This window comes from Hamadaea sp. NPDC051192 (genome assembly GCF_040682475.1).
In the GTDB taxonomy this organism is placed as follows: Bacteria; Actinomycetota; Actinomycetes; order Mycobacteriales; family Micromonosporaceae; genus Hamadaea; species Hamadaea flava.
The window spans coordinates 1-23,848 of record NZ_JBFBAZ010000077.1 but is presented as its reverse complement, the minus strand read 5'-3'; the positions used below and the strand labels follow the sequence as shown (position 1 = coordinate 23,848).

At 69.7% G+C, this 23,848-nt stretch carries 26 protein-coding genes; 20 read left to right on the top strand and 6 right to left on the bottom strand.

Annotated features, from left to right (window positions below; translation table 11 throughout):
- Positions 1-57: 57 nt before the first annotated feature.
- The 5 genes from AB0M47_RS27245 to AB0M47_RS27225 all read left to right on the top strand — a co-directional run bounded on the left by AB0M47_RS27245 (position 58) and on the right by AB0M47_RS27225 (position 3,822).
- Positions 58-816 (top strand): 3-oxoacyl-ACP reductase, encoded by a 759-nt coding sequence (locus AB0M47_RS27245; protein WP_363419009.1) that lies wholly within the window; start codon positions 58-60, stop codon positions 814-816.
- 31 nt (positions 817-847) lie between these two features.
- Entirely contained in the window at positions 848-1,552 is a 705-nt protein-coding gene (locus tag AB0M47_RS27240) for a gamma-glutamyl-gamma-aminobutyrate hydrolase family protein (RefSeq protein WP_363419007.1), read from the top strand.
- Positions 1,553-1,572: 20 nt separating this feature from the next.
- Complete coding sequence (locus AB0M47_RS27235) at positions 1,573-2,136, top strand: pyridoxamine 5'-phosphate oxidase family protein (RefSeq protein WP_363419005.1); 564 nt, start codon at positions 1,573-1,575, stop codon at positions 2,134-2,136.
- 10 nt (positions 2,137-2,146) lie between these two features.
- Entirely contained in the window at positions 2,147-3,001 is an 855-nt protein-coding gene (gene map / locus AB0M47_RS27230; protein WP_363419003.1) for a type I methionyl aminopeptidase, read from the top strand.
- A gap of 149 nt (positions 3,002-3,150) precedes the next feature.
- Positions 3,151-3,822, top strand: a complete 672-nt coding sequence (locus AB0M47_RS27225) for a VIT1/CCC1 transporter family protein (protein ID WP_363419001.1) — start codon at positions 3,151-3,153, stop codon at positions 3,820-3,822.
- A 186-nt stretch (positions 3,823-4,008) separates the two neighbouring features.
- Here AB0M47_RS27225 and AB0M47_RS27220 read toward each other — a convergent pair whose 3' ends face one another.
- From AB0M47_RS27220 to AB0M47_RS27210, 3 genes are read right to left on the bottom strand one after another with little or no spacing between them, the layout of a single operon-like run.
- Positions 4,009-4,470, bottom strand: a complete 462-nt coding sequence (locus AB0M47_RS27220) for a nitroreductase/quinone reductase family protein (RefSeq protein WP_363418999.1) — start codon at positions 4,468-4,470, stop codon at positions 4,009-4,011.
- A 19-nt stretch (positions 4,471-4,489) separates the two neighbouring features.
- Positions 4,490-4,810, bottom strand: coding sequence for a cupin domain-containing protein (locus AB0M47_RS27215; RefSeq protein WP_253756893.1), 321 nt, complete (start codon positions 4,808-4,810; stop codon positions 4,490-4,492).
- The gene (locus AB0M47_RS27210) at positions 4,807-5,580 is read right to left on the bottom strand and encodes an ABC transporter ATP-binding protein (RefSeq protein WP_363419031.1); all 774 of its coding nucleotides are present in this window, start codon (positions 5,578-5,580) and stop codon (positions 4,807-4,809) included. Before AB0M47_RS27210 ends, AB0M47_RS27215 begins: the two co-directional genes overlap by 4 nt.
- Before the next feature lie 180 nt (positions 5,581-5,760).
- On the opposite strand from AB0M47_RS27210, the gene AB0M47_RS27205 reads away from it, so the two are divergent.
- Positions 5,761-6,795 carry an ABC transporter substrate-binding protein gene (locus tag AB0M47_RS27205; RefSeq protein WP_363418997.1) on the top strand — a complete coding sequence of 345 codons (1,035 nt, stop codon included), beginning with the start codon at positions 5,761-5,763 and terminating at the stop codon, positions 6,793-6,795.
- A gap of 107 nt (positions 6,796-6,902) precedes the next feature.
- On the top strand, positions 6,903-7,670 hold the full coding sequence (locus AB0M47_RS27200; protein WP_363418995.1) for an ABC transporter permease: 768 nt from the start codon (positions 6,903-6,905) through the stop codon (positions 7,668-7,670).
- Positions 7,671-7,760: 90 nt separating this feature from the next.
- Here the strand turns inward: AB0M47_RS27200 and AB0M47_RS27195 are convergent, their stop codons facing one another.
- Positions 7,761-8,921, bottom strand: a complete 1,161-nt coding sequence (locus AB0M47_RS27195) for an ABC transporter substrate-binding protein (RefSeq protein WP_363418993.1) — start codon at positions 8,919-8,921, stop codon at positions 7,761-7,763.
- Positions 8,922-9,117: 196 nt separating this feature from the next.
- On the opposite strand from AB0M47_RS27195, the gene AB0M47_RS27190 reads away from it, so the two are divergent.
- The 9 genes from AB0M47_RS27190 (at position 9,118) to AB0M47_RS27150 (ending at position 19,830) form a co-directional block, all read left to right on the top strand.
- Positions 9,118-11,958 (top strand): nitrate- and nitrite sensing domain-containing protein, encoded by a 2,841-nt coding sequence (locus AB0M47_RS27190; protein WP_363418991.1) that lies wholly within the window; start codon positions 9,118-9,120, stop codon positions 11,956-11,958.
- Complete coding sequence (locus AB0M47_RS27185; RefSeq protein ID WP_363418989.1) at positions 11,955-12,362, top strand: roadblock/LC7 domain-containing protein; 408 nt, start codon at positions 11,955-11,957, stop codon at positions 12,360-12,362. Before AB0M47_RS27190 ends, AB0M47_RS27185 begins: the two co-directional genes overlap by 4 nt.
- 37 nt (positions 12,363-12,399) lie before the next feature.
- Positions 12,400-12,780 (top strand): DUF742 domain-containing protein, encoded by a 381-nt coding sequence (locus AB0M47_RS27180; protein ID WP_253756877.1) that lies wholly within the window; start codon positions 12,400-12,402, stop codon positions 12,778-12,780.
- Positions 12,761-13,375: an ATP/GTP-binding protein gene (locus tag AB0M47_RS27175; protein WP_363418987.1), complete on the top strand. Its 615-nt coding sequence runs from the start codon at positions 12,761-12,763 to the stop codon at positions 13,373-13,375. The genes AB0M47_RS27180 and AB0M47_RS27175 overlap by 20 nt, the downstream gene beginning before the upstream one ends.
- A 7-nt stretch (positions 13,376-13,382) precedes the next feature.
- A complete protein-coding gene (locus AB0M47_RS27170; protein ID WP_363418985.1) occupies positions 13,383-14,129 on the top strand; it encodes an SDR family NAD(P)-dependent oxidoreductase in 747 nt (248 codons plus the stop codon).
- A gap of 176 nt (positions 14,130-14,305) precedes the next feature.
- Positions 14,306-15,775: an ATP-binding protein gene (locus AB0M47_RS27165; protein WP_363418983.1), complete on the top strand. Its 1,470-nt coding sequence runs from the start codon at positions 14,306-14,308 to the stop codon at positions 15,773-15,775.
- A 107-nt stretch (positions 15,776-15,882) separates the two neighbouring features.
- Positions 15,883-16,449: a PadR family transcriptional regulator gene (locus AB0M47_RS27160; RefSeq protein ID WP_363418981.1), complete on the top strand. Its 567-nt coding sequence runs from the start codon at positions 15,883-15,885 to the stop codon at positions 16,447-16,449.
- A complete protein-coding gene (locus AB0M47_RS27155; RefSeq protein WP_363418979.1) occupies positions 16,436-17,152 on the top strand; it encodes an ABC transporter ATP-binding protein in 717 nt (238 codons plus the stop codon). The genes AB0M47_RS27160 and AB0M47_RS27155 overlap by 14 nt, the downstream gene beginning before the upstream one ends.
- Positions 17,149-19,830 carry an FtsX-like permease family protein gene (locus AB0M47_RS27150; protein ID WP_363418977.1) on the top strand — a complete coding sequence of 894 codons (2,682 nt, stop codon included), beginning with the start codon at positions 17,149-17,151 and terminating at the stop codon, positions 19,828-19,830. Before AB0M47_RS27155 ends, AB0M47_RS27150 begins: the two co-directional genes overlap by 4 nt.
- Positions 19,831-19,926: 96 nt before the next feature.
- Here the strand turns inward: AB0M47_RS27150 and AB0M47_RS27145 are convergent, their stop codons facing one another.
- Together AB0M47_RS27145 and AB0M47_RS27140 are read right to left on the bottom strand one after the other, a co-directional pair.
- Positions 19,927-20,394 (bottom strand): ferritin-like domain-containing protein, encoded by a 468-nt coding sequence (locus AB0M47_RS27145; protein WP_363418975.1) that lies wholly within the window; start codon positions 20,392-20,394, stop codon positions 19,927-19,929.
- Positions 20,391-20,849: a twin-arginine translocation signal domain-containing protein gene (locus AB0M47_RS27140; RefSeq protein WP_363418973.1), complete on the bottom strand. Its 459-nt coding sequence runs from the start codon at positions 20,847-20,849 to the stop codon at positions 20,391-20,393. Before AB0M47_RS27140 ends, AB0M47_RS27145 begins: the two co-directional genes overlap by 4 nt.
- A gap of 182 nt (positions 20,850-21,031) precedes the next feature.
- On the opposite strand from AB0M47_RS27140, the gene rimP reads away from it, so the two are divergent.
- From rimP to AB0M47_RS27120, 4 genes are all read left to right on the top strand, one after another.
- Positions 21,032-21,703 carry a ribosome maturation factor RimP gene (rimP, locus tag AB0M47_RS27135; protein WP_363418971.1) on the top strand — a complete coding sequence of 224 codons (672 nt, stop codon included), beginning with the start codon at positions 21,032-21,034 and terminating at the stop codon, positions 21,701-21,703.
- Positions 21,700-22,728 carry a transcription termination factor NusA gene (gene nusA, locus AB0M47_RS27130; protein WP_363418969.1) on the top strand — a complete coding sequence of 343 codons (1,029 nt, stop codon included), beginning with the start codon at positions 21,700-21,702 and terminating at the stop codon, positions 22,726-22,728. Before rimP ends, nusA begins: the two co-directional genes overlap by 4 nt.
- A gap of 114 nt (positions 22,729-22,842) precedes the next feature.
- On the top strand, positions 22,843-23,151 hold the full coding sequence (locus AB0M47_RS27125) for a YlxR family protein (protein WP_363418967.1): 309 nt from the start codon (positions 22,843-22,845) through the stop codon (positions 23,149-23,151).
- A gap of 156 nt (positions 23,152-23,307) precedes the next feature.
- Positions 23,308-23,848 (top strand): translation initiation factor IF-2 N-terminal domain-containing protein (locus AB0M47_RS27120; protein WP_363418965.1); only part of this gene is annotated, 541 nt, incomplete at its 3' end.

Here is a 23,848-nt window from a genome sequence, read left to right as displayed (position 1 = left end):
GTCTCGACGGCGTGTCAGGGGTGCGAAGTCCATGATCAACGACCGGATGGAGCACGTGTGAACAGGTTCGAGGGCCGCGTCGCGGTCGTCACCGGGGCGGCCAGCGGCATCGGCCTGGCCACCTCCCGTCGCCTGGCGGCGGAGGGCGCCACGGTCGTCACCGTCGACCTCGCCGACACGGCCGAGCTGGCCGCCGAGATCGGCGGCGACCCGGTCGTGGCCGACATCGCCGACGAGGCAGCCGTCCAAGCCCTGTACGCCGGGGTCAAGGAGCGCCACGGCCGGGTGGACGTCGCCTTCCACAACGCCGGGATCTCCCCGCCGGACGACGACTCGATTCTGGACACCGGGCTGGACGCGTGGGAACGCGTACTGCGGATCAACACGACCAGCGTCTATCTCGGCTGCAAGTATGTGCTGCCGATCATGCTGGAACAGGGCCGGGGATCGATCGTCAACACCGCCAGCTTCGTCGCGCTGATGGGCGCGGCGACCAGCCAGATCGCGTACACGGCGAGCAAGGGCGGCGTCCTGGCGATGACCCGGGAACTGGGCGTACAGTTCGCCCGGCAGGGCGTCCGCGTGAACGCCCTGTGTCCCGGTCCGGTGGCGACCCCACTGCTCCTGGAGCTGTTCGCCAAGGACCCCGAACGGGCGGCGCGGCGCCTGGTGCACGTCCCGATGGGCAGGTTCGCCCAACCGGAGGAGATCGCGGCCTCGGTCGCCTTCCTCGCCAGCGATGACGCATCCTTCATCACCGCTTCGCAGTTCATCGTGGATGGGGGCATCACCGGCGCGTACGTGACGCCGCTGTGAGAAGAACCGATCCGACGTACTTGAAGGCGCTGTGAGACGACCGATCATCGGGCTGACCACCTATCAGGAGCCCGCCAGCTGGGCGCTGTACCGGGACACCCCGGCCGCGCTGCTGCACGTGACCTATGTTCAGGCCATCCAGGCCGCCGGCGGACGCCCGGTCCTGCTGCCGCCGGACGACGTGGACGCCGGTGTGCTCGACGTCCTCGACGGGCTCGTCCTGACCGGTGGGGCCGACATCGACCCCGCCCGGTACGGGCAGGAGCGGCATCCGGCGACGCGGCCCAAGGCGTACCGGGACTCCGCGGAGTCGCTGCTGGCGCGGGGCGCCCTGGACCGGGACCTCCCGGTGCTGGGCGTGTGCCGGGGGATGCAGCTGCTCGCGGTGGTCACCGGCGGCTCGCTGCATCAGCATCTGCCCGATCTGGTCAGCACCTACCTGCACCGGCCGCCGCCATTCGATCAGGTGGCGTACGGGGAGCACGCGGTGCAGGTGGACCCGCAATCCCGGTTGCACGAGATCATGGGCGCCGTGGCCAAGACCAGTACGCTGCACCACCAGGCGGTCGCCGATCCCGGGGCGTTCACCCCCGTCGGCTGGTGCGTCGAGGACGGTGTCATCGAGGCCATGGAGTCCCCGATCCACCGGTACGCCGTCGCCGTCCAGTGGCATCCGGAGACCGATCCGGAGACCCCGCTGTTCCAGAGTTTGGTAAGCGCGTCCCAAAATCTGTGACGCGCTGCCATGATCCAGTCATGGGCCAGGTCTACCCGCACATCGACGACGGCATCCGCGACTTCCTGCTGGCGCAGCCGGTGTTCTTCGTCGCGACCGCCCCGGCCGATCCGTCCGGCCACGTCAACCTGTCCCCGAAGGGGATGAGCGGCAGCTTCGTCGTGCTCGGGCCGCTGCGTTGTGCGTATCTGGAATATGGGGGAAGCGGGAACGAGACGGTCTCGCACCTGCGCGACGATCCCGAGCGAGGCGGTGGCCGCATCACCTTGATGTTCTGCGCGTTCAGCGGGCCGCCGAAGATCTACCGACTGCACGGCCATGGCCAAGTGCTGTTGCCGCAGGACCCGGGATTCGAGCCGATGCTCGAGAATTTCCCGGAGCCGGCGCCCGGCCTGCGCAACATCAACGTGGTCGAGGTCACGCGGGTGAGCGACTCGTGCGGCTTCGCGGTTCCGCTGATGGAGTACCAGGGCGACCGCGATCTGCTGAGCCGCTACTGGGACCGCCGCGGCCCCGAGGAGCAGGCCGAATACCGGGCCCGGAAGAACGCCACCAGCATCGATGGGGTACCGGTCCGCTGGTAGGGTCGAGATCATGACGGTACGCGCTCCGCTGAAGCCCGGGAAACAGTCCCCGATGCGGCAGGTGCCTGCGACCATTCCGCGGCCGGAGTATGTCGGCCGCAAGGAGCCGAAGCGGCTCGGCACCGAGGTTCAGGACGCCGAGACGATCGAGAAGATGCGCATCGCCGGCCGCCTCGCGGCGCAGGCCACCGTCCTGGCCGGGGAGCACTGCAAGCCCGGGGTCACCACCGAGGAGATCGACCGGGTCGTCCACGAGTTCCTCTGCGACCACGGCGCCTATCCGTCCACCCTCGGCTACCGGGGCTACCCGAAGAGCTGCTGCACCAGCCTCAACGAGGTCATCTGCCACGGCATCCCGGACACCACGGTCATCGAGGACGGCGACATCATCAACGTCGACGTGACCGCGTTCATCCACGGGGTCCACGGCGACACCGACGCCACGTTCTGCGTCGGCGAGGTCTCCGAGGAGCACCGGCTGCTCGTCGAGCGCACGCACGAGGCGACCATGCGGGCCATCAAGTCCGTGGCGCCCGGCCGGCAGATCAACGTCATCGGCCGGGTCATCGAGTCGTACGCGAAGCGCTTCGGCTACGGCGTGGTACGCCATTTCGGCGGCCACGGCATCGGCCGCGCCTTCCACAGTGGGCTGTTCGTGCCCCACTTCGACTCGCCGGGTGCGACGGAGGAGATGGTGCCCGGGATGACCTTCACCATCGAGCCGATGATCACGCTCGGGACGACCGACTTCGACATGTGGCCCGACGGCTGGACCGCGACCACCAAGGACCGGCGCTGGACGGCGCAGTTCGAGCACACCATCCTCGTCACCGAGGACGGGCACGAGATCCTGACATTGCCGTGACCGACTCTCCTGGCGGGGACGTTCCTCCGGCCGTCGCACCGACCGGTGACAGCGTTGCAGGTAGCGACCGTCTTTCCCGTGGCCACGGCTCTGCGCGGGGGGACGCTGACGCGGCTCCGGCGGCGCTGAACGAGCACCACCACGCGGACGTGACCGGCGGCTGGCTGCGCGCGGCCGTCTTCGGCGCGATGGACGGGCTCGTCACCAACATCGGCCTCATCGCCGGCGTCGGCGGCGGCGGGCTCTCCCGCGACGCGATCATCCTCACCGGCATGGCCGGCCTGGTCGCCGGCGCGATCTCGATGGCGCTGGGGGAGTACACCAGCGTCACGACCGCCAACGACCAGCTGGAGGCCGAACTCGCCAAGGAACGGCGGGAACTCGAACGCAACCCGCACGCCGAAGCCGAAGAACTCGCGCTGAACTGGATGGAGCGCGGGCTGCCGGAGGATCTGGCCCGGCAGGTGGCGTACTTCCTGAAGGACAACCCGGAGGAAGCCCTGCGGGTCCACGCCCAGGAAGAACTCGGCGTCGTCCCCGACGCGCAGCCGAGCCCGTGGACCGCCGCGATCAGCTCGTTCCTCTGCTTCTCCGTCGGCGCGCTGATCCCGCTGATCTCGTTCCTGCTCGGCAGCGACTCGCTCTGGATGGCCCTGGCCATCGGCGGGGTCGGCCTGTTCGTGGCAGGCGCGCTGACCTCCCGATTCACCCACCGCAGCTGGTGGACGTCGGGGACGCGGCAGCTGGTGCTGGGGCTGCTGGCCGCTGGGGCCACGTACGCGATCGGCAAACTGATCGACGGCTCCACCACCGCCCTCTAACCCCCCTCGCTGCGCTCTCCCCCCGCTCTCCCCGCCCCTCGCTGCGCTCTCCCCCCGCTCCCCCCGCTCCCCCCGCTCCCACCGGTCTCCCCGTTGATCATGGAGTTAACCGTGGTCTCGCCGGCGTGTCGAGGGGGCAAACTCCATGATCAACGCCAATGGGGGCGGCGGACCAAGGCAACGGGGTCAGCGGGTGGGGTTCAGTTTGAAGATCCGCAGCCGTCGGCCGGAGCGCTCGGCGTACGCCGAATATGCGGGCCAGGTCAGCAGGAGCAGCTCCCAGAGGCGCTCCCGTTCGGGGCCCTCGGCCAGCTCGGCGCGTACCGGGATCTCCTGCCCTTTCAGCAGCACGCTCGCCGCCGGGTCGGCCAGGAGGTTGCCCGACCAGGCCGGATGGTTCGGCTGTCCCCAGTTGGAGCCGATGACCACGTAGCCGTCGCCGTCCGGGACGTAGATGAGCGGCTGCCGCCGGGGCTCGCCGGATTTGCGGCCGGTCGTGGTGAGCACGAGCGACGGCAGGATGCCGAGGGCGATGACCTTGCCCTTGGTGAGGCGGGCCACCCGGATGTCCAGGGGTGGCAGGATGACCCGCATCGTCCGGGCGAACCACTGGTGACGGCCTAGGCGCTGCGCGAGCTTGACGAGCATCGCGACAGTATGCCGGGGACTACCGGCTGGTAGTCAACAGCTCCACGAGGCGGCTGCGGTAGGTCGTGTCGCCTTCGTTGGTGAGCATGTGCACCTCGCCGGCCGGCCGGAAGATCACGTTGCCCGCCTCCTCCGACACCCGCCGGGGCTCGCCGCCGTCGATCGGGTCGATCCGGTTGCTCGCGCCGGCCAAGGCCATGACGAGGTAGGGGTTCTCGTGCCGGTGCCACATCTGCGACTCGCCCGGCGCCAGGGTGATCTCCCAGACGCGTACGTGCTCGTTCTCGAAGACGACCTGTTGGCCGACCGGGCCGAGCTGGATCTCGCGGACGTCGGTCACGATGCGCTCCTTGCGGGGGTGGGGGCCATGAGCAGGCCGTGCAGCTGTGCGCTGGCCTCGGCGACCTCGGTGAGGTGCGCGCTGGGGCCGAGTTCGCGCGGGCGGGGGATCTTCACCTCGACCACGTCGCGTACGCGACCGGGCCGGGAGCTGAGCACGACGACGCGGTCGGCGAGCAGCACGGCCTCCTCGATCGAGTGCGTCACGAGGACGATCGTGGTCTTGCGGCTCATGTGCACTCGTTGCAGCTCTTCGCCGAGTTCGATGCGGGTCAGCGAGTCGAGCGCCGAGAACGGCTCGTCCATGAGCAGTACGCGAGGCTCGGTGACCAGGGCGCGACACAGCGCTACCCGCTGCTGCATGCCACCGGACAGCTCGTGCGGCAGCCGGTTCTCGAAGCCGCCCAGTCCGGCCAGCTCCAGAAGGTCCCGGGCGCGTCGGCGGCCTGCGTCGTTGCGCTCCTTGCTGATCTCCAGGGGGAGCATGACGTTGTTCAGCACGCTCCGCCACGGCAGCAGGGCCGGGCGCTGGAACATCATGGCGACGTCGCTCCGCGGCTCCGTCACGGCTGCGCCGTCCACCGCCACCGTGCCGGTCGTCGGCGGCAGGAGCCCGGCGATGAGGCGCAGCAAAGTGGACTTTCCGCAGCCCGAGCGGCCGATGACGGCGACGCACTCTCCATCATGGATATTGAGGTTGAGGTCGGCGAGCGCCTCGACGACGCCCTTGCCGCTACGGAATGTCTGGGACACTCCTTCTACTGTGATCACGGCGTACGCCTTCCGGTCGAGGCTGGACGGACTGGCAGAGTTTAGCGCTCCCACCATTTCTGGGATTATTCGTGGCCGTTCCGAGACGTGGGCAAAGCTGTCCACCGAGGATGGTGAGTTCTAGGCTGTGCGGTTGGATGGGATCTATCAAGATCCGAAAGCACCGGAAGGAACCCCCTCATGACGACGCTGACTCGACGGTCTGCGCTGGTGGCGGCCCTCGGCGCGGGTATCGCCGCGGCGACTGCCGCTTGCTCGGACTCTTCCTCCGACGATCCAGCTCCTCAGTCCTCCGGCAACGGCAGCACCGACAAAGTTAACTACGTAACATCGTTCGGGACGTTCGGTCGCGAGGCGTACGCCTACGTGGCCAAGAAGAAGGGCTTCTTCACCGAAGCCGGTCTGGACGTCTCGATCAAGCCCGGCAACGGCAGTGGCGACAACATCAAGCTCCTGGCCGGTGGCCAGGCGGACTTCGTCGTCGTCGACTTCGCCGCGGTCGCGATCGCGGTCGGCAAGGGCCAGGCATCCGGCCTGGTCGGCATCTCCGCGGTCCTCCAGCGCTCGCTCGCGGGCGTCATGACGCTGGACGGCTACGGCATCAGCGCGCCCAAGGACCTCGAGGGCAAGAAGATCGGCGACCCCTCGGGTTCGATCATCGGCACGCTGTTCCCGACGTACGCCAAGCTCGCCGGGATCGACGCGAGCAAGGTGCAGTTCGTGAACCTGCCCGCGCCGAACCTGCCCGCCGCGCTCGCCAGCAAGAGCGTCGACGCGATCGGCCAGTTCATCGTGGGTAAGCCGACCATCGAGGCGGCCTCGGGCGGCAAGTCCGCGGTCTCGCTGTCGTACAGCGACTTCCTCACCGACCTGTACGGCAACACCGTCCTCGCGACGGAGAAGATGACCAAGGAGAAGCCCGACCTCGTCAAGCGCTTCAACGGCGCGCTGATGAAGGGCCTCAAGTACGCGATCGACAACCCGGACGAGGCCGGCCAGATCCTGGCGGGCGAGGTCCCGACGGCGAAGGCGGCCACCGCCTCGGCCGAACTGAAGATCATGGCGTCCTTCGTCCGGGGTTCGTCCTCGGTCATCGGCGCTCTGGAGCAGGACCGCGTCGCCCGCGCGCTCGCGATCCTCTCCGGCTCGGGCACCATTCCCACTTCGCTCAAGCCCGAGCAGATCGTGTCCTTCGACATGACGCCGAAGGCCTGACCGGCCGGTTAAGCGCGCCGGGGCCGCGAAAGCCCGGCGCTGACGCAAACGGGGTCTCCGGCTGCCGATCGGGCGCCGGAGACCCCGCATGATGGCAAGGAGAGCCCATGACGAGGATCCGCTCGCTGGCCGTGGTCGTCTATCCCCTGCTCGGATCGGCGTTGCTCGTACTCGCGTGGTGGGCCGGGGTGCGGGTGTTCCACCCGCAGACGATCGTGCTGCCGTCGCCCGGTGGCGTCCTTGACGCGTACGGCCAGAAGACCCAGTATCTCTGGCAGATGGCCTGGGTGAGCACCTGGGAGATCCTGCTCGGATTCGCCCTGGCCACCGTCGGTGGCATGGTGATCGGCTTGGTGTTGTTCAGCTCGCGCATGGTGGACCAGACGTTTTCGCCGCTGCTCGTCGCCGTCAACGCGGTCCCGAAGATCGCGCTGGCGCCGGTGATGATGGTCTGGCTCGGGCTGACCTACCAAGCCCGGCTGGCCATGGTGGTGCTGCTGTGCTTCTTCCCGATCGTGCTCGGCATGACCGCCGGTCTGCGCAGCACACCCGCCGAACTGGCGGAGCTGGCCCGGGCGATCCGGGCCTCCCGTTGGCAGACTTTTGTGAAGATCCGGCTGCCGGGAGCACTGCCTCAGCTGTTCACCGGCCTGAAGGTGGCCATGCCGCTGGCCGCGGTCGGCTCGACGATCGGCGAGTTGATCGGCGGCGACAGCGGCCTGGGGTATGTCATCTCCGCCGCCAGCGGGCAGACGGACATGGAGTTGATGTTCGCCGCGCTGATCATGCTCGCGCTGGTGAGCGTCGCGCTGTACCTGCTCGTCGAAGCGATCGAGTGGCTGCTGCTGCCCTGGGTCCGGAGCGTCACCGCCTGACCCACCCAGCCCCTACATACAGATCAGGGATATGCATCCTTCCGAGCACGTCGGAAGGATGCATATCCCTGATCTGCTGCTGAGCAGGGCTCAGGAGGCGAGCCGCCACCGTCCGCCCCGGACGACCAGCAGCGTGAGCGTCTGCGGCATCACGGCGGAGTGGTCGTCGGGCCGGAAGCTCAGCGGTCCGGTGAACCCGTCGATCTGCAGGAAGTCCAGCGTGTCCCGCAGGCTCGCCCGGCTGGTGCTGCCGGACCGGTTGGCCGCCTCGACGAGCAGCTCCAGCGCGTCGGCCGCGTAGGAGGCGTACCCGCTGTAGCCGCCGTAGCTGGCGGTGTAGTCCCGGAACCACTGCTGCCGGAAGGACTTCGCCGGGTTGGTCGCGATGACCTCGTCGATGACCATCGTCTGCGGGAAGGCCATCAGCGCGCCTTCGGCGGCGTGCGCGGTGGCCTTGTTGAAGAACAGGTCGCCGCCCGCGCCGGTGTCGAACAGCAGCTTGCCCTTGAAGCCGGTGGCGCGCGCGTCGACTGCGATCTCCCCGGCGACCGAAGCGCCCGTCCAGGCGATCAGCGCGTCCGGGTGCTCCTCCAGCGCGGTCGAGACCGTCTGGCTGAACTCGGTGGCGGTGACCGAGACCTCGCGGGAGGTCAGCAGGTCGATGCCGGCGTTCTTCAGCGCGTCGGTGAGGGCTTCCTCGCCGTCGTCGCCGTACTGGTCGTTCGTCGTGATCAGCGAGACCTTCTTGACCTTGGTCGAGCTGAGCTGCGCGACCAGGGCGGCCGCGCCGTCCTTGGCGTTCGGCCCGACCTTGAAGACGAACTTGCCCGCCTTGTCGGTGTCGGCCAGCTCGCTCGCGCCGGCCAGCGACAGCAGCGGGATGCCCTTCTGCGTCACCGCCGCCGACGACGCCAGCGCGCATTCGCCGCAGGCGCCGGTGATGATGGCGCTGATCTCCGAGTCGGCGGCCAACGCCGCGATGTTCGACTGGGACAGGCTCTTGTCGCTGCGATTGTCGCGGTAGACGACGCGGATCGGCCGATCGCCGGTCGCGTTCAACTGCTCCACTCGCAGCCGGAGGGCACGCTCGAAGGCGGTCCCCATTTCGGCGTACGCCCCGGACAGCTCGAGGTCCGCTCCGATGACCAATTCATCGGGCTTACTCGGTGTGAGGGGTGAACTGCATGCCGTCGCGGCCAGCAGCGTCGCCAGCGAAATCACTGTGGATAGACGGGCGCGTACGCGTGCCATCGGACTCCCTCTCGGTCAACCGAGCACACCTTGCCAGCCCTGCCATAGCGGGTCAAGTCGGGGTGCCCTAGTCTGTCGACTTCAGACAGTCCACTTTATGATCTTCGCGGGGCGACGGAGGAAATCGGTCCATGATACTGGGAATCTGCTCCGTTCGGCTTGTCGCGATCGGACCCGACATGGTGGAATCGGCGCCGTGCCACGTGTGAGCCTGCGCGACGCGCGGATCCGGACGAAGCTGGCGGTCGTGCTGTTGGTCCCGGTACTGAGTACCGTGGGCCTGGCCGCGGCGCGACTGGTCGACAGCGGCCAGCGTGCGGCGGATGCGCGACTGTCCAATCATCTAACGACACTGTCTTCGCGGGTCACCGCGTTGAGCTACGCCCTGCACCACGAACGGATGGCGTTCGCGCGATTCGTCGCGGACAGCTCGGCCGACGCGAACAGCCTCAGCGCTCCGATGGCGGAGACCGACGCGGAAGTCGGCTCCTATCGGGAGGCGCTGAAGGCGCTCGACGACCCGCCGAGCTCCCTCCAGGCGCCGCTGCACCGCATCGACACCCACCTGGACGGTCTGGCCGACATCCGCAAGGAAGCCCAGGCCCGCAAGGACACCACGGTGGCCCAGGTCGTGCTGCGGTATTCCGCCATCCTCGCCGACATGACCGGCTACATCACTGACGCCGCCGAGGAGATCGGCGTCGGCAGTGACCTGACCGGGAGCGCGCGCGCCGTCGCCGCGTTCGCCGCCGCCCAAGGCGCCGCGGCCGAACAGCAGGCGGTCGCGTTCGTGACGCTGACCCAGAGCAGCGCGATCAGCGAGGAACAACAGTCGACCTTCCTCGCCACGCTGACCACCCAACAGCAGGCCTTCCAGGACTTCCTCCGGCAGGCCAGCGCGGAGCAATGGGCCACCGCGCGGACGTTCGTCAGTGGTGACGCCATCGTGCTCGCCGACGCGGCGGCCGACGATGTGAGCCGCTCGCGGGGCGGCGGCAACCGTGGGATGGAAGCCGCGATGGAGGCGTCCCGGGCCATCGGAGCCGAGGTCGACCTGATGCGCTACGCGCAGCAGCGGCTCGAGTGGCAGCTCGGCGACGCGATCAACGCGCTGTCCGCCGAGGTGACCCGGCAGGCGATCATCGAGTCGTCACTGCTCATCGCGGCGCTGCTGCTCGCCATCCTGATGGCGGCGTACGTGGCCCGGATGATGGTGCGGTCGCTGGAACGACTGCGTGGCGGCGCGCTCGTGGTGGCGCACCGCAGCCTCCCCGAGACGGTCGAACGGCTGCGGGACGCCCGCGGCCTCGACGAACGCAGCGCCGATCAACTCGCTTCCGAAGTGCGCGACGAGATCCAGGTACGCGGCAAGGACGAGATCGGGCAGGTGGCGCAGGCGTTCAACGTCGTCCACCGGGAAGCCGTGCGCATCGCGGCCGACCAGGCCGTCCTGCGCGGCACGGTGTCGGCGATGTTCCTGAGCCTGGCCCGCCGGTCGCAGACCCTGGTCGACCGGATGATCGCCGAACTGGACTCGATCGAGCAGCACGAGCAGGACCCCAAGCGGCTGGCCCGCATGTTCCGGCTGGACCACCTCGCGACCCGAATGCGCCGCAACGACGAGAACCTGCTGGTCCTCGCGGGCGCCGACGCGAGCCCGGCCCGCCGGGAGGACGCCGGCCTGGAGGACGTGCTCCGCGCCGCCCAGTCCGAGGTCGAGCTGTACGACCGGGTGGAGTTCAGCACGGTCGACGCCGACACGGCGATCGCCGCGCACGCGGTCAACGACGTCGTCCGGATGACAGCCGAGCTGATGGACAACGGCACGCGATTCTCCCCACCGGGGACGGTCGTGGTCGCCGACGCCCGCCGCATCGGCGACTACGTCCTGATCCAGGTCGAGGACCGCGGACTCGGCATGACCGACGAGCAGCTGCAGTCGGTGAACGAGCGGCTCGACCAGCCCGCATCGGTCGACGTCTCGTCGTTCCGGATGATGGGTCTGGGCGTTGTCAGCCGGCTGGCCCACCGCTACGGCATCAAGGCCGAGCTGCGCCGCAACGCGGACAGCGGAATCACCGCCGGCCTGGTGCTGCCCCGCAGCATCCTGGTGCTGCCGCGATCGGCGGACAACGCGCTGCGTCAGCGGCGTCACCTGGCCATCGAGGAGAGCGGCCGGCACGCCGCCCTGCCGTCGCCGCCGCGCGAGGCGCCGCCCGCCCCTCGGGAAGCGCCCCGTGAGCCCGTCGGTTTCCGGGAGCCGGAACTGCCGACTCGCGTACCGGGACAGCGGATCTCCGGCGATCCGAACACCTCGATGCCGATCTCGGTATCGGCGGTCCCGGTGTCCGCTCCGACCGCGACGGCGACGCAGAGCCTGCCGATCGCGCAGAGCCCGCCAATCGCGCCAATCGCACCAATCGCGCCGCCGATGCGAGCTTCGGACGACACCACCGAGCTGCCGATCTTCCGTCAGATGCAGGCGACCTGGTTCGGTTCCACCACCACGTCGCCGACCGTGTCGGAACCCTGGTCGCAGCAGCAGGCGCCGCAGCGGCCGGAGCCGGCCAGGGTCACCGCCCGGGCGGCAGTCCGGCAGGAGACGGCGCGGTCCGACTGGCCCAGCGCCGGCGCGCCGCCCGCGCAGTTCCGGGCGACGCACGACGACCTGCCGCGGACGTCGGCGACCAGGCCAGAACCGTCCGGCCAGGACAGCTGGCAGACCGGGTCCAGCCAGGACAATTGGCAGTCCCCGCCGACGGAGAGCTGGCAGACGACGGCCGACACCGGCTGGCGCGCTGCGGCTGCGGCTGCGGCACCGGACACCTCCACCACGACGAAGTCGGGGCTGCCGATCCGTACGCCGCAGGCGAACCTCGTCCCCGGCAGTGTCGATCAACCGGCGCCCGCCCGGGTCAAGCGCACGCCCGAACAGGTGCAGGGCCTGCTGTCGGCGTACACCCGTGGGGTGCAGCGCGGGCGGGACGACCTGTCCACTCCGCAGCAAAGCAGAGCACAGAATGAGGAACGTCGATGACCGGCCCGAAGATGCAGAACATCAGCTGGCTGCTGAACAACTTCAGTTACCAGGTGCCTGGCGTGGCGCACGTCGTGGCGGTCTCCGCCGACGGACTGCTGCTCGCCGCGACGCAGGATTTGCCCGAGGAGCGAGCGGACCAGCTCGCCGCGATCACGGCCGGGGTGATCAGCCTGACCGAGGGTGCGTCCCGCGCGTTCGACGGCGGGCCGATTCGGCAGACCATCATCGAGATGGACGCGGGTTTTCTGTTCCTCATGTCGGTGAGCGACGGTTCGGCCCTGGCGGTGCTCGCGGCGCGAAGCTCCGACGTCGGCCAGGTCGGCTATGAGATGGCGTTGCTGGTGGACCGGGTGGGCGGCGCGCTCACCCCGGGCACCCGCGAGTTCGCCCGGCAGTCGTAGGGCTTGGCGAGGGTCGTGAGAGTGGGGGTGGCGAGTCGTGGCTCAGCCTGACGAGGAAGGCTTCCGCCGAGATCCGCGGGGCGCCCTGGTGCGTCCGTACGCCGTCACGCGCGGCCGGACGGAGCCGCGGCAGGACATCGCGATCGAGTCGGTGCTCGTCACCACTCCCGCGGGGCGGCAAGAGGGCCGGTTCGCCGGTCAGCACAAGAACCGGATTTCGAGCTTGTGTGACGGCGCTCCCCGCTCGTTGGCCGAGGTGGCCGCGTTGCTTCAGATGCCGTTCGGTGTGGCCCGGGTGCTCGTCGCCGACATGGTCGCCGAGGGCTTGCTCGACCTGCACCAGATCGCTCGGGAACAGAGCGTCAACGATCGTTTGCACGTCTTGGAAAGGGTCTTAAGTGGACTACGCAGGCTTTGACACCACGGGGCCCTCGCAGCAGATCACGTCCGCGAAGATCGTCATCGCGGGTGGTTTCGGCGTCGGGAAGACCACTTTGGTCGGCACCGTCTCCGAGATCACCCCGCTGACGACCGAGGCCATCATGACCTCCGCCGGAGTCGGGATCGACGACGCCTCGAAGGTGCCCGGCAAGGAGTCCACCACGGTGGCCATGGACTTCGGCCGGATCACCATCGCGTCGGACCTGATCCTCTACCTCTTCGGCACGCCGGGGCAGACCCGGTTCTGGTTCATGTGGGACGAACTCATGCGGGGTGCGCTGGTCGCGGTGGTCATGGTGGACACCCGCCGGCTGGCCGACTCCTTCGCGCCCATCGACTTCTTCGAGAGTCGCGGGCTGCCCTACATCGTCGCGCTCAACATCTTCGACGGCACCCGCCGGTACGGCGTCGACGAGATCGCGGAAGCGCTGGCGGTGCCCGCCCGGGTGCCGATCCTGGAGTGCGACGCCCGGCACCGTGAGTCCACCAAGCAGGTGCTCATCAAGTCGGTCGAACACGCGATCCAGATGATCCAGGACGAGAACCCCCAGCTCAGCATGCCCGTACGGTGAGGCTTCGATGATTCTGAACGACCGGACCATCCTGCTCACCGGCGGGTCCAACGGCATCGGGCGCGCGCTGGCGCTGCGCTTCGCCGAGCTGGGAAACACCGTCATCGCCCTCGGGCGGGACGAGGCCCGGCTGGCCGAGGTCAGCGCGCTCTCTCCGCGCATCCACGCGCGACAGTGCGATCTGGAGGACGCGGCGCAGCGGGTGGAGCTCGCGGAGTGGGTCGTGAAGGAGCACCCCGACCTCGACGTGATCTTCAACAACGCGGCGGTGCAATACCGCTTCGACGTCACGCAGCCGATCGACCTGGTCAAGGCGCAACAGCAGCTGGAGATCAACCTCCTGGCGCCCCTGCACCTGGCTTCGCTGCTCGTCGACCACCTCGCCACCCGCCCCAAGCCGGCGATCGTGAACACGACGTCGGCGCTGGCGTTCACCCCGCTCGTCGAGATCGGCGTCTACAGCGCGACCAAGGCCGCGCTGCACTCGCTGTCCATCTCGATGCGCTACCAGCTTCGGGAGCGGGGCATCGACGTCATCGAGGTGTTGCCGCCCAAGGTGGACACCACGATCGGGGCGGAGCTGCGCGACGATCCGAATTCGACCCAGGGCGGCATGCCGGTGCCGGAGCTGGTCCGCCAGGCGGTCGCGGGTCTCGAAAGCGGCGAGCAGGAGATCCTGATCGGGCTTTCCGCGCAGGCCAAGGTCGACCCCGAGGCGATCTTCCACCGGCTCAACAACGAGAACTCCCACTGACTTTCGTCGCAGATCAGGGATATGCATCCTTCCGGGGCCACCGGAAGCCTGCATATCCCTGATCTGCATGTGGCGTCCGGTCCGCCCGTCAGCGGGCACTGCCCAGGTCGGTAACGGTCAGCCCGCGGTTCCTGGCGCATATCGCCCCCCGGTTAGGTAGATTGAATCTACGTAGAATGAATCTACGTAGATTGGATCTACCTATGGTCGCCTCATTCGTCGGTCGAGCCGCCGAGCTCGCCCTGCTGCGGAAACGGCTAGATCGTGTTCAGTCCGACGGTGCCGGGCTGGCCATGACCATCCGCGGCCGGCGCCAGGTCGGCAAGTCCCGGCTCGTGCAGGAGTTCTGCGACCGGTCCGACGTTCCCTACGTGTACTTCACCGCGACGAAGGGGGCTTCGGCAGCCGAGGCCGTCGCGACCTTCCTGTCGGAGTTGCGGGATTCGCCGATCCCTGGGAACCCGGACCTGGTGCCCGCCGGAGCCGGTGGCTGGCCCGACGCGTTCCGCGCGCTCGCGAACGTCCTGCCCGATCGGCCTACGGTCGTGGTCGTCGACGAGGTGCCCTGGCTGGCCGAGCAGGACAAGGCTTTCGACGGCGCGCTTCAGACGGCCTGGGACCGACTGCTGTCGACCAAGCCCGTCCTGCTGCTCCTCCTCGGTAGCGACATCCACATGATGGAGCGGCTCACGGCGTACGACCGGCCGTTCTTCGGGCGGGCGGACGCCCTGGTGCTGGGCCCGCTGACCCCAGGAGAGACGGCGCGAGCGCTCGGCCTCGACGGGGCGGACGCGATCGATGCTCATCTCATCTGCGGCGGCCTGCCCGGCATCATCCGTTCCTGGCCGTCAGGTACGCCGCCGCTGCGATTCCTGGAGGCCGAGTGCGCTGACCCGGCCGCTGCCGTGTTCAGCATTCCGGAGGCCTCTCTCCTGGCCGAGTTTCCCGCGCCTGACCAGGCTCGCCGGGTTCTGGAGGCGATCGGGGGCGGTGACCGGACCTTCGCCAACATCGCGGCGACTGCGGGCGGAGCCCTGACGCCGCTCTCATCAGGTCTGCTCACTCCGCTCCTTCGCCGGCTCCGCGAGGAGAAGCGGGTGCTGGCGGTCGACGAGCCGTTGTCCACCAAGCCGGGAAAGCCGGTGTTGTATCGCGTCGCCGACAGCAACCTCCGGCTGTACATGGCGATCTTGCGAACAGCCCAGGAACAGGCGCGGCGCGGGCGGGCGGAGGCGGCGTACAAGCTGGTGCAACGGCGATGGAAGGCGTGGCGGGGGCGGGCGGTCGAGCCGCTTGTGCGCGAGGCGGTGGAGCTTGTCGCGATCGCTGAAGGCCTGCCGTGGCCGGTCCAATCCGTCGGCGGATGGTGGAACCGTCAGTTCAACCCGGAGGTGGACCTGGTCGGCGCGGATCGCGCGCCGGTGGCGCAATCGGTCTTGCTCGGCGGCTCCATCAAATGGATCGGTACGCCGTTCGACGGCCACGACCTTGCGGATCTGATGAACGCAGTCGTCCAGATTCCCGGCTTCACCCCCGGAAAGAGCGGCCTGATGGTGGTGTCCCTCAACGGTCTGGCACCTCAGGTGGTCGCGGATCGGCTGGACGTGGTCTGGGGCCCGTCCGAGGTGCTGTCCGCCTGGTCCTGACTCGTGCGCACGTTCGTGCGCATCGCACGGCATGCGCACGAACGTGCGCACGCAGGTCAGAGTGCTCGGGTTGACCGTCGCATACTCGGTATGCATACTCAGTAGTCATGTCCATCAGACACGGGTTGCTCGCGTTCCTGGAACGCGGGCAGATGTACGGCTACCAGCTCCGGTCCGCCTTCGAGGCGGAGACCGGCGCGACCTGGCCGCTGAACATCGGGCAGGTCTACACCACGTTGACCCGCCTGGAGCGGGACGGTCTGGTGCGGGCGCTGCCGGAGCACGACGGGGGGCAGCGGCCGTACGAGATCACCCCGGAGGGCCGGACCGAGTTGGCGCTGTGGTTCGCCACGCCGATCGCGCACGCCGACCGGCCACGGGACGAGCTGGCGATCAAGCTGGCGCTCGCGTTGACCACGCCGGGGGTCGATGTCCAGACGGTCGTGCAGACCCAGCGCAGCGCCACCATGCGGACGTTGCAGCAGTACACCCGGCTCAAGCAGAGCGACGGCGAGCTGCCGTGGCGGCTGGTGCTCGATTCGCTGATCTTCCAGGCCGAGGCGGAGCTGCGGTGGCTCGACCATTGCGAGTCGTCGCTGGTCCGGTTCGTCCCCACGGCGACGCCGGTCGCCACCGAGCAAGCTGCGGAGGAGACCGTCCATGAGCGTGCTTGAGCTGCGGGACGTGCATCGGACGCACGGCCAGGGCGCGACCGAGGTACACGCCCTGCGCGGGGTCAGCCTCGCGGTCGCGCCGGGGGAGCTGGTGGCTGTCATGGGCCCGTCCGGCTCCGGGAAGTCGACCCTGCTCAACCTGGCCGGCGGGCTCGACTCGCCCACCACGGGCTCGGTCGTCATCGAGGGCGTCGATCTCGGCACGCTCAACCGGTCCGGGCTCGCCGGGCTGCGGCGGCGCCGCCTCGGTTACGTCTTCCAGGATCTCAACCTCCTCGCGAGCCTCACGGCCGCGGAGAACATCGCGCTCCCGCTCGAACTCGACGGCGTCGCGCCACGCAAGGCTCGTCCGCTGGCTGAGGCCGCGCTGACCGAGGTCGGTCTGGAGGGGTACGCCGAACGCTTCCCCGACGAGATGTCGGGTGGTCAGCAACAGCGCGTGGCGATCGCTCGTGCCCTGGTGGGGCAGCGGCGGCTGATGCTGGCCGACGAGCCGACCGGTGCGCTGGACTCGCAGACCGGTGAGGCGGTGCTGCGCCTGCTGCGATCCAAGGTGGATTCCGGGGCGGCGGCGGTGCTGGTGACCCACGAGGCCCGCCACGCGGCGTGGGCCGACCGGGTGGTGTTCCTCCGGGACGGGGTCGTCGTGGACACGTCCGTGGGCGCCGCCGACGCGGCCGCGCTGCTGGAGACGGCCGGATGACGACTTGGTGGAAGTCGTGGCGGGTCTCCCTGCGACTCGCCCGGCGGGAAGCCCGGCGGCACAAGGGACGCTCGGCGATGGTGGCGGCCCTGATCGGCGCGCCGGTGGTGGCGCTGGCCTTCGTCGCCGTCACCTACAAGACGTTCGGCCTGACCCCCGACGAGCAGGCGACCCGGCAGATGGGCCGCGCCGACGCCGTCGTGAACTGGTCCAGTGACGTCCCGATTGAGCAGTTCGGCGACGCCAACGCCGTATCGCAGCAGCCGCCGAGCGGGCCGGCCAGACCGAAGAACGACCAGACCCTGCTGTCGATGCTGCCGTCGGGAAGCAAGGTCTCGTTCCTCGACAACAGCGGTATGCAGCTGCGGATGCGTACGCCGAGTGGGATCGCGGGCCTGCAGGCGCGGTATGTCGACCTCGGCGATCCGCTGAGCGAGGGGATGGTGACCCTCCTCTCCGGACGCGGTCCGGCGAAGGACGGCGAAGTGGCGTTGTCGCCGCAGGCCGCCGACCGGTTGGGCGTGAGCGTCGGCGGCAGTGTGCGTACGCTCGACGGCGATCGCACGCTCAGCGTCGTCGGCCTCGTCGAGTTCCCGGACGACCTGCGCGAGATGATCCTGTTCCATCCGGCCGCGCTGACCCGCAACGACGAACGCGGCGGATCGTGGCTGATCGGGATCCCCGGCGGGGTGACGACAGACCTCGTGAAGCAGCTCAACCAGGTCGGCGTCTGGGTGGACCCGCGCGTCGAGCTGTTCGGTACGCCGATGGAACAGGGCCCGGGCGGGGGAACCGAGGAACTGGCGCTGAGCACCATCGTCGTGGGGCTGATCGTCTTCGAGGTCATCCTCCTGTGCGCTCCGGCCTTCGCCGTCGGCGCCCGACGCCGCCGCCGGGAACTCGCCCTCGTCGCCGCCAACGGCGGTACGCCGAAACAGCTGCGCCGGATCATGCTGGCCGACGGAGTCGTGCTCGGCGTCGTCGGGGCCGTCCCCGGCCTGCTGCTCGGCGTACTGCTGGCGGCGTTGGGCCGGCCGTTCCTGGAGGAGTATCTCGGGGCGCGCGGCGGAGCTTTCCGCGTATTCCCCTCGGCCTTGGCGGCGGGACTCGTCCTAGCCGTGGTCACCGGGCTGCTCGCGGCACTGGTGCCCGCCGTCACGACCGCTCGTCAGGACGTCGTTACCGCGCTGTCCGGGCGGCGGGGCATCACCCGGTCCCGGCGCCGCTGGATCATCGTCGGCCTGGCGATGATGGCGGCCGGGGTCGCGGCGAGCGGCGGCGCGACCATGCTCGCCGACTCGCAGCTGCTGCTGGCCGGTCTCGTACTCGCCCAGCTCGGCTTCGTCGTGGTCACCCCGGCCCTGGTCGGGTTGCTCGGCCGGCTCGGCCGGGCGTTGCCGCTGGCGCCGCGGATCGCGATGCGGGACGCGTCTCGCAACCGTGCCGCGGCCGCTCCGGCCATCTCCGCGGTCATGGCGGTGGTCACCGGCAGCGTGATGGTGGGCATCTACATGAACGCCGAGACCGTGCGCAGCGAGGCGTACTCGCGGCCGATGCTGCCCGACGGGTACGCCACCGTCCGGCTCATGGACCTGAACCCGACCGGCGGGACCAAGTCGATGGACGCGGCCACGACGGCCCGGCTCGACGGGCGGATCCGCGAGATCCTGTCGGTACGCGAGACGGCCGTGGTGAACGGGCTGTCCTGTGCGGTGGCCGACGCGGACAAGTACTGCGCGCTGGATCTGGTCCTGCCCGACCGGGAGAAGTGCCCGTTCGAGAACGCGCCGACCAAGGCCGAGGACCAGGCGCGGGCGCGGGCCGACCAGCGGTGTCACGAAGACCTGATGTTGGGCTCCGCCTTCGGCGTGGTCGTCGACGACGGGTCGCACCTGCCGCTGGTCACCGGCGCGACCGCGGACGACCTGGCTCAGGCGACGGCGGCGCTGCGCTCCGGGGCGGTCGTGGTGACCGACCCGCGCTACGTGGTCGACGGCAAGGTCCAGGTCGCCCCGATCATCTCGGACAGCAAGGGCGACCAACGCGGTACGCCGGTCGAGGTGCCCGCGTACGTGCTGCGGTCGGGCGTGCACGGGTTCGACCTCGTGATCGGCACGGACTCCCTGGCGAAGCTGGGACTCGGTACGCAGCCCGCCTACCTGGTCGCCGCGACGAACCGGATGCCGACTTCGGCCGAGGAGGAGAAGCTCAACTCCGCGCTGCTGGAGTTCAGCCAGCTCGCGTACGCGACGGTGCAGCGGACCGGGCACGACCGGCTCGACATCCTCCTCATCGTGCTCGCCCTGGCCTCGGCTCTGGTGACGCTGGCCGCGGCGGCCATCGCCACCGGACTGGCGGCCGCCGACGGGCGAGCCGACCTGGCCACGCTCGGTGCGATCGGAGCGTCGCCACGCGTACGCCGGTTCATGTCGCTCAGCCAGTCGGGGGTGATCGCCGGCGTCGGCACGATCCTCGGGCTGGCCGTGGGCATCGGCGGGGCGTTGGCGCTGATCGCCGGGGTCAACCGCAGTCAGAGCCTGCGGGTCTGGCCGATTCCGCTGGACCTGCCGATGGTGGTGCCCTGGGTGCAACTCGGGATCGTCGTGCTGGTTCCGGTGGTCGCGATGGTCGGGGCGGGACTGCTCACCCGCTCGCGGCTGCCGATCGAACGCCGCTGACCACCGCTGTTCCGCCACCGACCCGCCGCTGACCGCCGGTTCGACGCCGGACGCGGCGGGTCGGCCGGACGCGGCGGGTCACGCGGGCGAAGCGGATCAGGCTGGGCGGCCGGGGAACGACACCGTGCCGGGTGTCGTCCCGGCCGCCCGTCGCCAGGCGGCCGCCCGATTCGCGGCGTCGATCATGGCGTCGAGCACGATCTTCCGATTGCCGCCCGAGGTCGCGGCCAACGCCGCCCGGTACGCCGTCGTCACACCGTCCTCGACGAGTGCGGCCAACGCCAGGGCGCTCGCCTTGTCCTTGACCGGCTGCGGCAGGGCGTACCCGGCGGCGCCGGTGGGCGCGGCGTCCCCGAGCAGGGCTTCGATCTTGTCCCGCCGAGTGCGGTGCGTCTCCTCGGCGGTCCGGGCAGAGGTCCGGAGACTGCCGCTCAGATACGGCCCGAGCACGCCGTACGCGTACACGGCCTGGTGTTCCAAGTCGAGCGCGGTGGACAGGCGGGCCGTCCCGTCGGCGCTGAGCGGCGCCTCGGACGCCGACGGCGCAGCCGAAGGACTCGTCATGAGAGCACCGCCAAGTGGGTCGCGCGGGCGGCCGCGATCTCGCCGAGCAACGTCGCGCGCGCCGGAACGGCGGCCACGCAGGCGTCGTACGCGGTCTTCGCCGCCGTGGTCTCCGCCTTCTTCAGGTCGGCCACCGAGTCGGCGGTGGTCGCCGCCGAGGGCGTCGCAGTCGGGCTGGGCGGGCTGATCATCGCGGTCAACGCGGTGAGATGAGCCTCGTGCGTCGCCCGGATGGTCTGAAGCTTCGCCGCGTTCGCCGCACCCGCCGCGATCACCTGGTCGTACGCGGTCAGTAAGGCCTGGGTCTCGGCGAGCAGCCCGAGCAGGGGGTCAGGGTCGGGTTCTGGCCCGGCCAGCAGGTCGCACCCCGCCAGCACACCGGCCGCGCCGACCGCCGCCAGGGCTCTGAGCAGGTCACGACGGCTCGTCCCGCTAGCCCCGTCCGGTGTGCGCATCTGGACAAGTGAACACGATCAGATCGAGCACGCCAAGCGCGACCGGCAGGCTGGGCGCGCCGATTCACGCTCGGTAGTCGGAGCGCGTTACGCTCTGCGCAGCCGTGTTCCGCGCGCGCCGTACCGGCCGACTGACGATCATCGATCAGTCGGCACCAGATCTTCAGGAGAGGGGTCCGCTCATGGCACAGCGTAGCCGCCGGAGCGCGCCCCCGAGCGTCCCGGCCGCCCCGCGTCGTTCGCCGGCTCAGTTGGCCGAGGTTCGTGACCGCGTACGCGATCTGATCGAGCCGGTGCTCACCAAGGCCGGCTACGACCTCGAAGATCTGGGCGTACGCCAGGTGGGCCGGCGGCATCAGCTCCGGGTCACGGTGGACGGCGACGGCGGAGTGAATTTGGACACCATCGCCGACCTGTCGCGGGCGGTGGCCGACGCACTGGACGCCGCCGAGGAGTCCGGCGAGGAGATCGTCCCGGGCGAGTACCAGCTGGAGGTCAGTTCGCCCGGCGTCGACCGGCCGCTGACCCTGCCGAGGCACTGGCGCCGGGCGGTGGGCCGGCTCGTGGCGGTGAAGATCCACGGCGACCCCGCGGCGAAGGATTCCGCGCATAAGACTGATAAGCAGGTGACCGGCCGGGTCTTGGCGGCGGACGAGACGAGCGTCACGCTGGAGCTCGCCGAGAAGAAGTCGGTGACCACCCAGGCGTACGCACTCGACCGGCTCGGGCCGGGGCGGGTGCAGATCGAGTTCAACCGGCTTGACGAGATCTCCGACGACGACTTGGAAGAGATCGCTGACAGTGACGACGGGGTTGACGAAGAAGTAGACGAAGAAGACGTGGAGGAGCAGTGAACATCGACCTGGCCGCGCTTCGCGCGCTGGAGCGAGAGCGGGAGATCCCGTTCGAGACGATTCTGGCCGCGATCGAGTCGGCGCTGCTCACCGCCTACCGGCACACCGAGGGCGCGGAGGCGCATGCCCGGGTGGAGATCGACCGCAAGACCGGGGCCGCCACCGTGCTGGCCCAGGAGGTCGACGAGGAGGGCGCGATCCTGCGGGAGTGGGACGACACCCCGCACGACTTCGGGCGCATCGCCACCATGACCGCCAAGCAGGTCATCCTGCAGCGGCTGCGCGAGGCCACCGACGAGGTGCACTTCGGCGAGTACGTGAACCGCGACGGCGACCTGGTCACCGGCGTGATCCAGGCTCACGAGACCCGGTCCGAGAAGGGCATCGTCTCCGTCGACCTGGGCAAGCTGGAGGCGGTGCTGCCGCAGTCCGAGCAGGTGCCCGGCGAGGTGTACCGGCACGGCGAGCGGATCCGCTGCGTCGTCGTGCACGTGGTCAAGGGTCCGCGCGGTCCGCAGGTCACCCTGTCCCGGTCGCACCCGGCGCTGGTGAAGAAGCTGTTCGCGCTGGAGGTGCCGGAGATCGCCGACGGGACGGTGGAGATCTCCGCCATCGCCCGCGAGGCGGGTCACCGCACCAAGATCGCCGTACGCTCGACCGTCCCCGGGGTCAACGCCAAGGGCGCCTGCATCGGCCCGATGGGCCAGCGGGTCCGCGCGGTGATGAGCGAGCTGCACGGCGAGAAGATCGACATCATCGACTGGTCGGACGACCCGGCCGAGTTCGTGGGGAACGCGCTCTCGCCGGCCCGGGTGGTGAAGGTCGAGGTCGTGGACCTCGCGGCACGGGCTGCGCGGGTGACGGTGCCTGGTGAGGTGCTGTCGCTGGCGATCGGGCGGGAAGGGCAGAACGCCCGGCTGGCCGCCCGGCTCACCGGCTGGCGGATCGACATCCGCTCGGACACTCCGGAGACGGGTACGCCGCGCCCGCCGCGCGGTCTGGATCACGAAGCCGAACCGGCCTGAGCCTTCGGCCGGGCCTAGGGGTAGACTTTCTCGGTGGAACGTCGCACGGTGTCGGGCGACGCGGGTTCAGCGCGTGATACAGCACGTGAAGCAGGGCGCGGCACATCGCGTCCGGTGCGGACCTGCGTCGGCTGTCGGCAACGAGCGGCGGCCTCCGAGTTGCTGCGGTTCGTCGCGATCGCGATCGACTCTGACTTGCCAGGATCTCCCGACATCGGGGGATCGCGCGCGGTCCGGGTCGTGCCCGATCCGACTCGCAGGGCGCCGGGTAGGGGAGCTCATCTGCACCCCATCCCGGCATGTCTCGCTCTGGCGGAGAAGCGTCGCGCCTTCGGGCGCGCGTTGAGAGTCGCGGGTGTCTGCGACATCACCCCGCTCAGCGAGGCGATCCACGGCGGGAAGGCCCGCCTGACCGGATCATGAGGCACCCTCCGGGGCACCGCGCCTGCGGATGGATGTAGAGCAAGGTAGGACGACCGACATGAGCACACGATGAAGTCCCTGAAATGACCAGGCTTCAAGTGCACAAGTGAGGTCGCTGCGGGCTGCCGCCCGCACGGCCTCGGAGTGAGGAGTGCAGTGGCAGGCAAGGCCCGCGTACACGAGCTCGCCAAGGAGCTCGGCGTCGAAAGCAAGATCGTGCTCGCCAAGCTCAAGGAGATGGGCGAGTTCGTGAAGTCCGCGTCGAGCACCGTGGAAGCTCCCGTCGCCCGTCGGCTGAAGGAGGTCTTCGGCCCCGGTTCGGCGGCGCCCAGTGGCGCCCCGTCCGCGCCGAGCGCACCGGCCGCGGCGACCGCGAGCGATTCCCGGGTGTCGGCGAGGCCGGCTCCGCCGATGAAGAAGGCGGTTCCGTCGAAGCCGAAGGCCCCGGCTACCCCGGCGGCCACCCCGATGGGGAAGAGCGCACACGACATCGAGGTCGCGGCGGCGGAAGCCCGCGCCACGGCTCTCAAGGCCGAGCAGGAGGCCGCCGTGAAGGCGGCTCAGCAGGCGGCCCAACAGCGGGACACCCGCCGTCCGTCCGGCGACGGTCCCAAGCCCACGTTCATGCCGCCCAAGCCGGGTACGCCGGCGGCCCGTCCGGCGACGCCGGCCGGCCGTCCCGAGCGTGGCCCGGGCC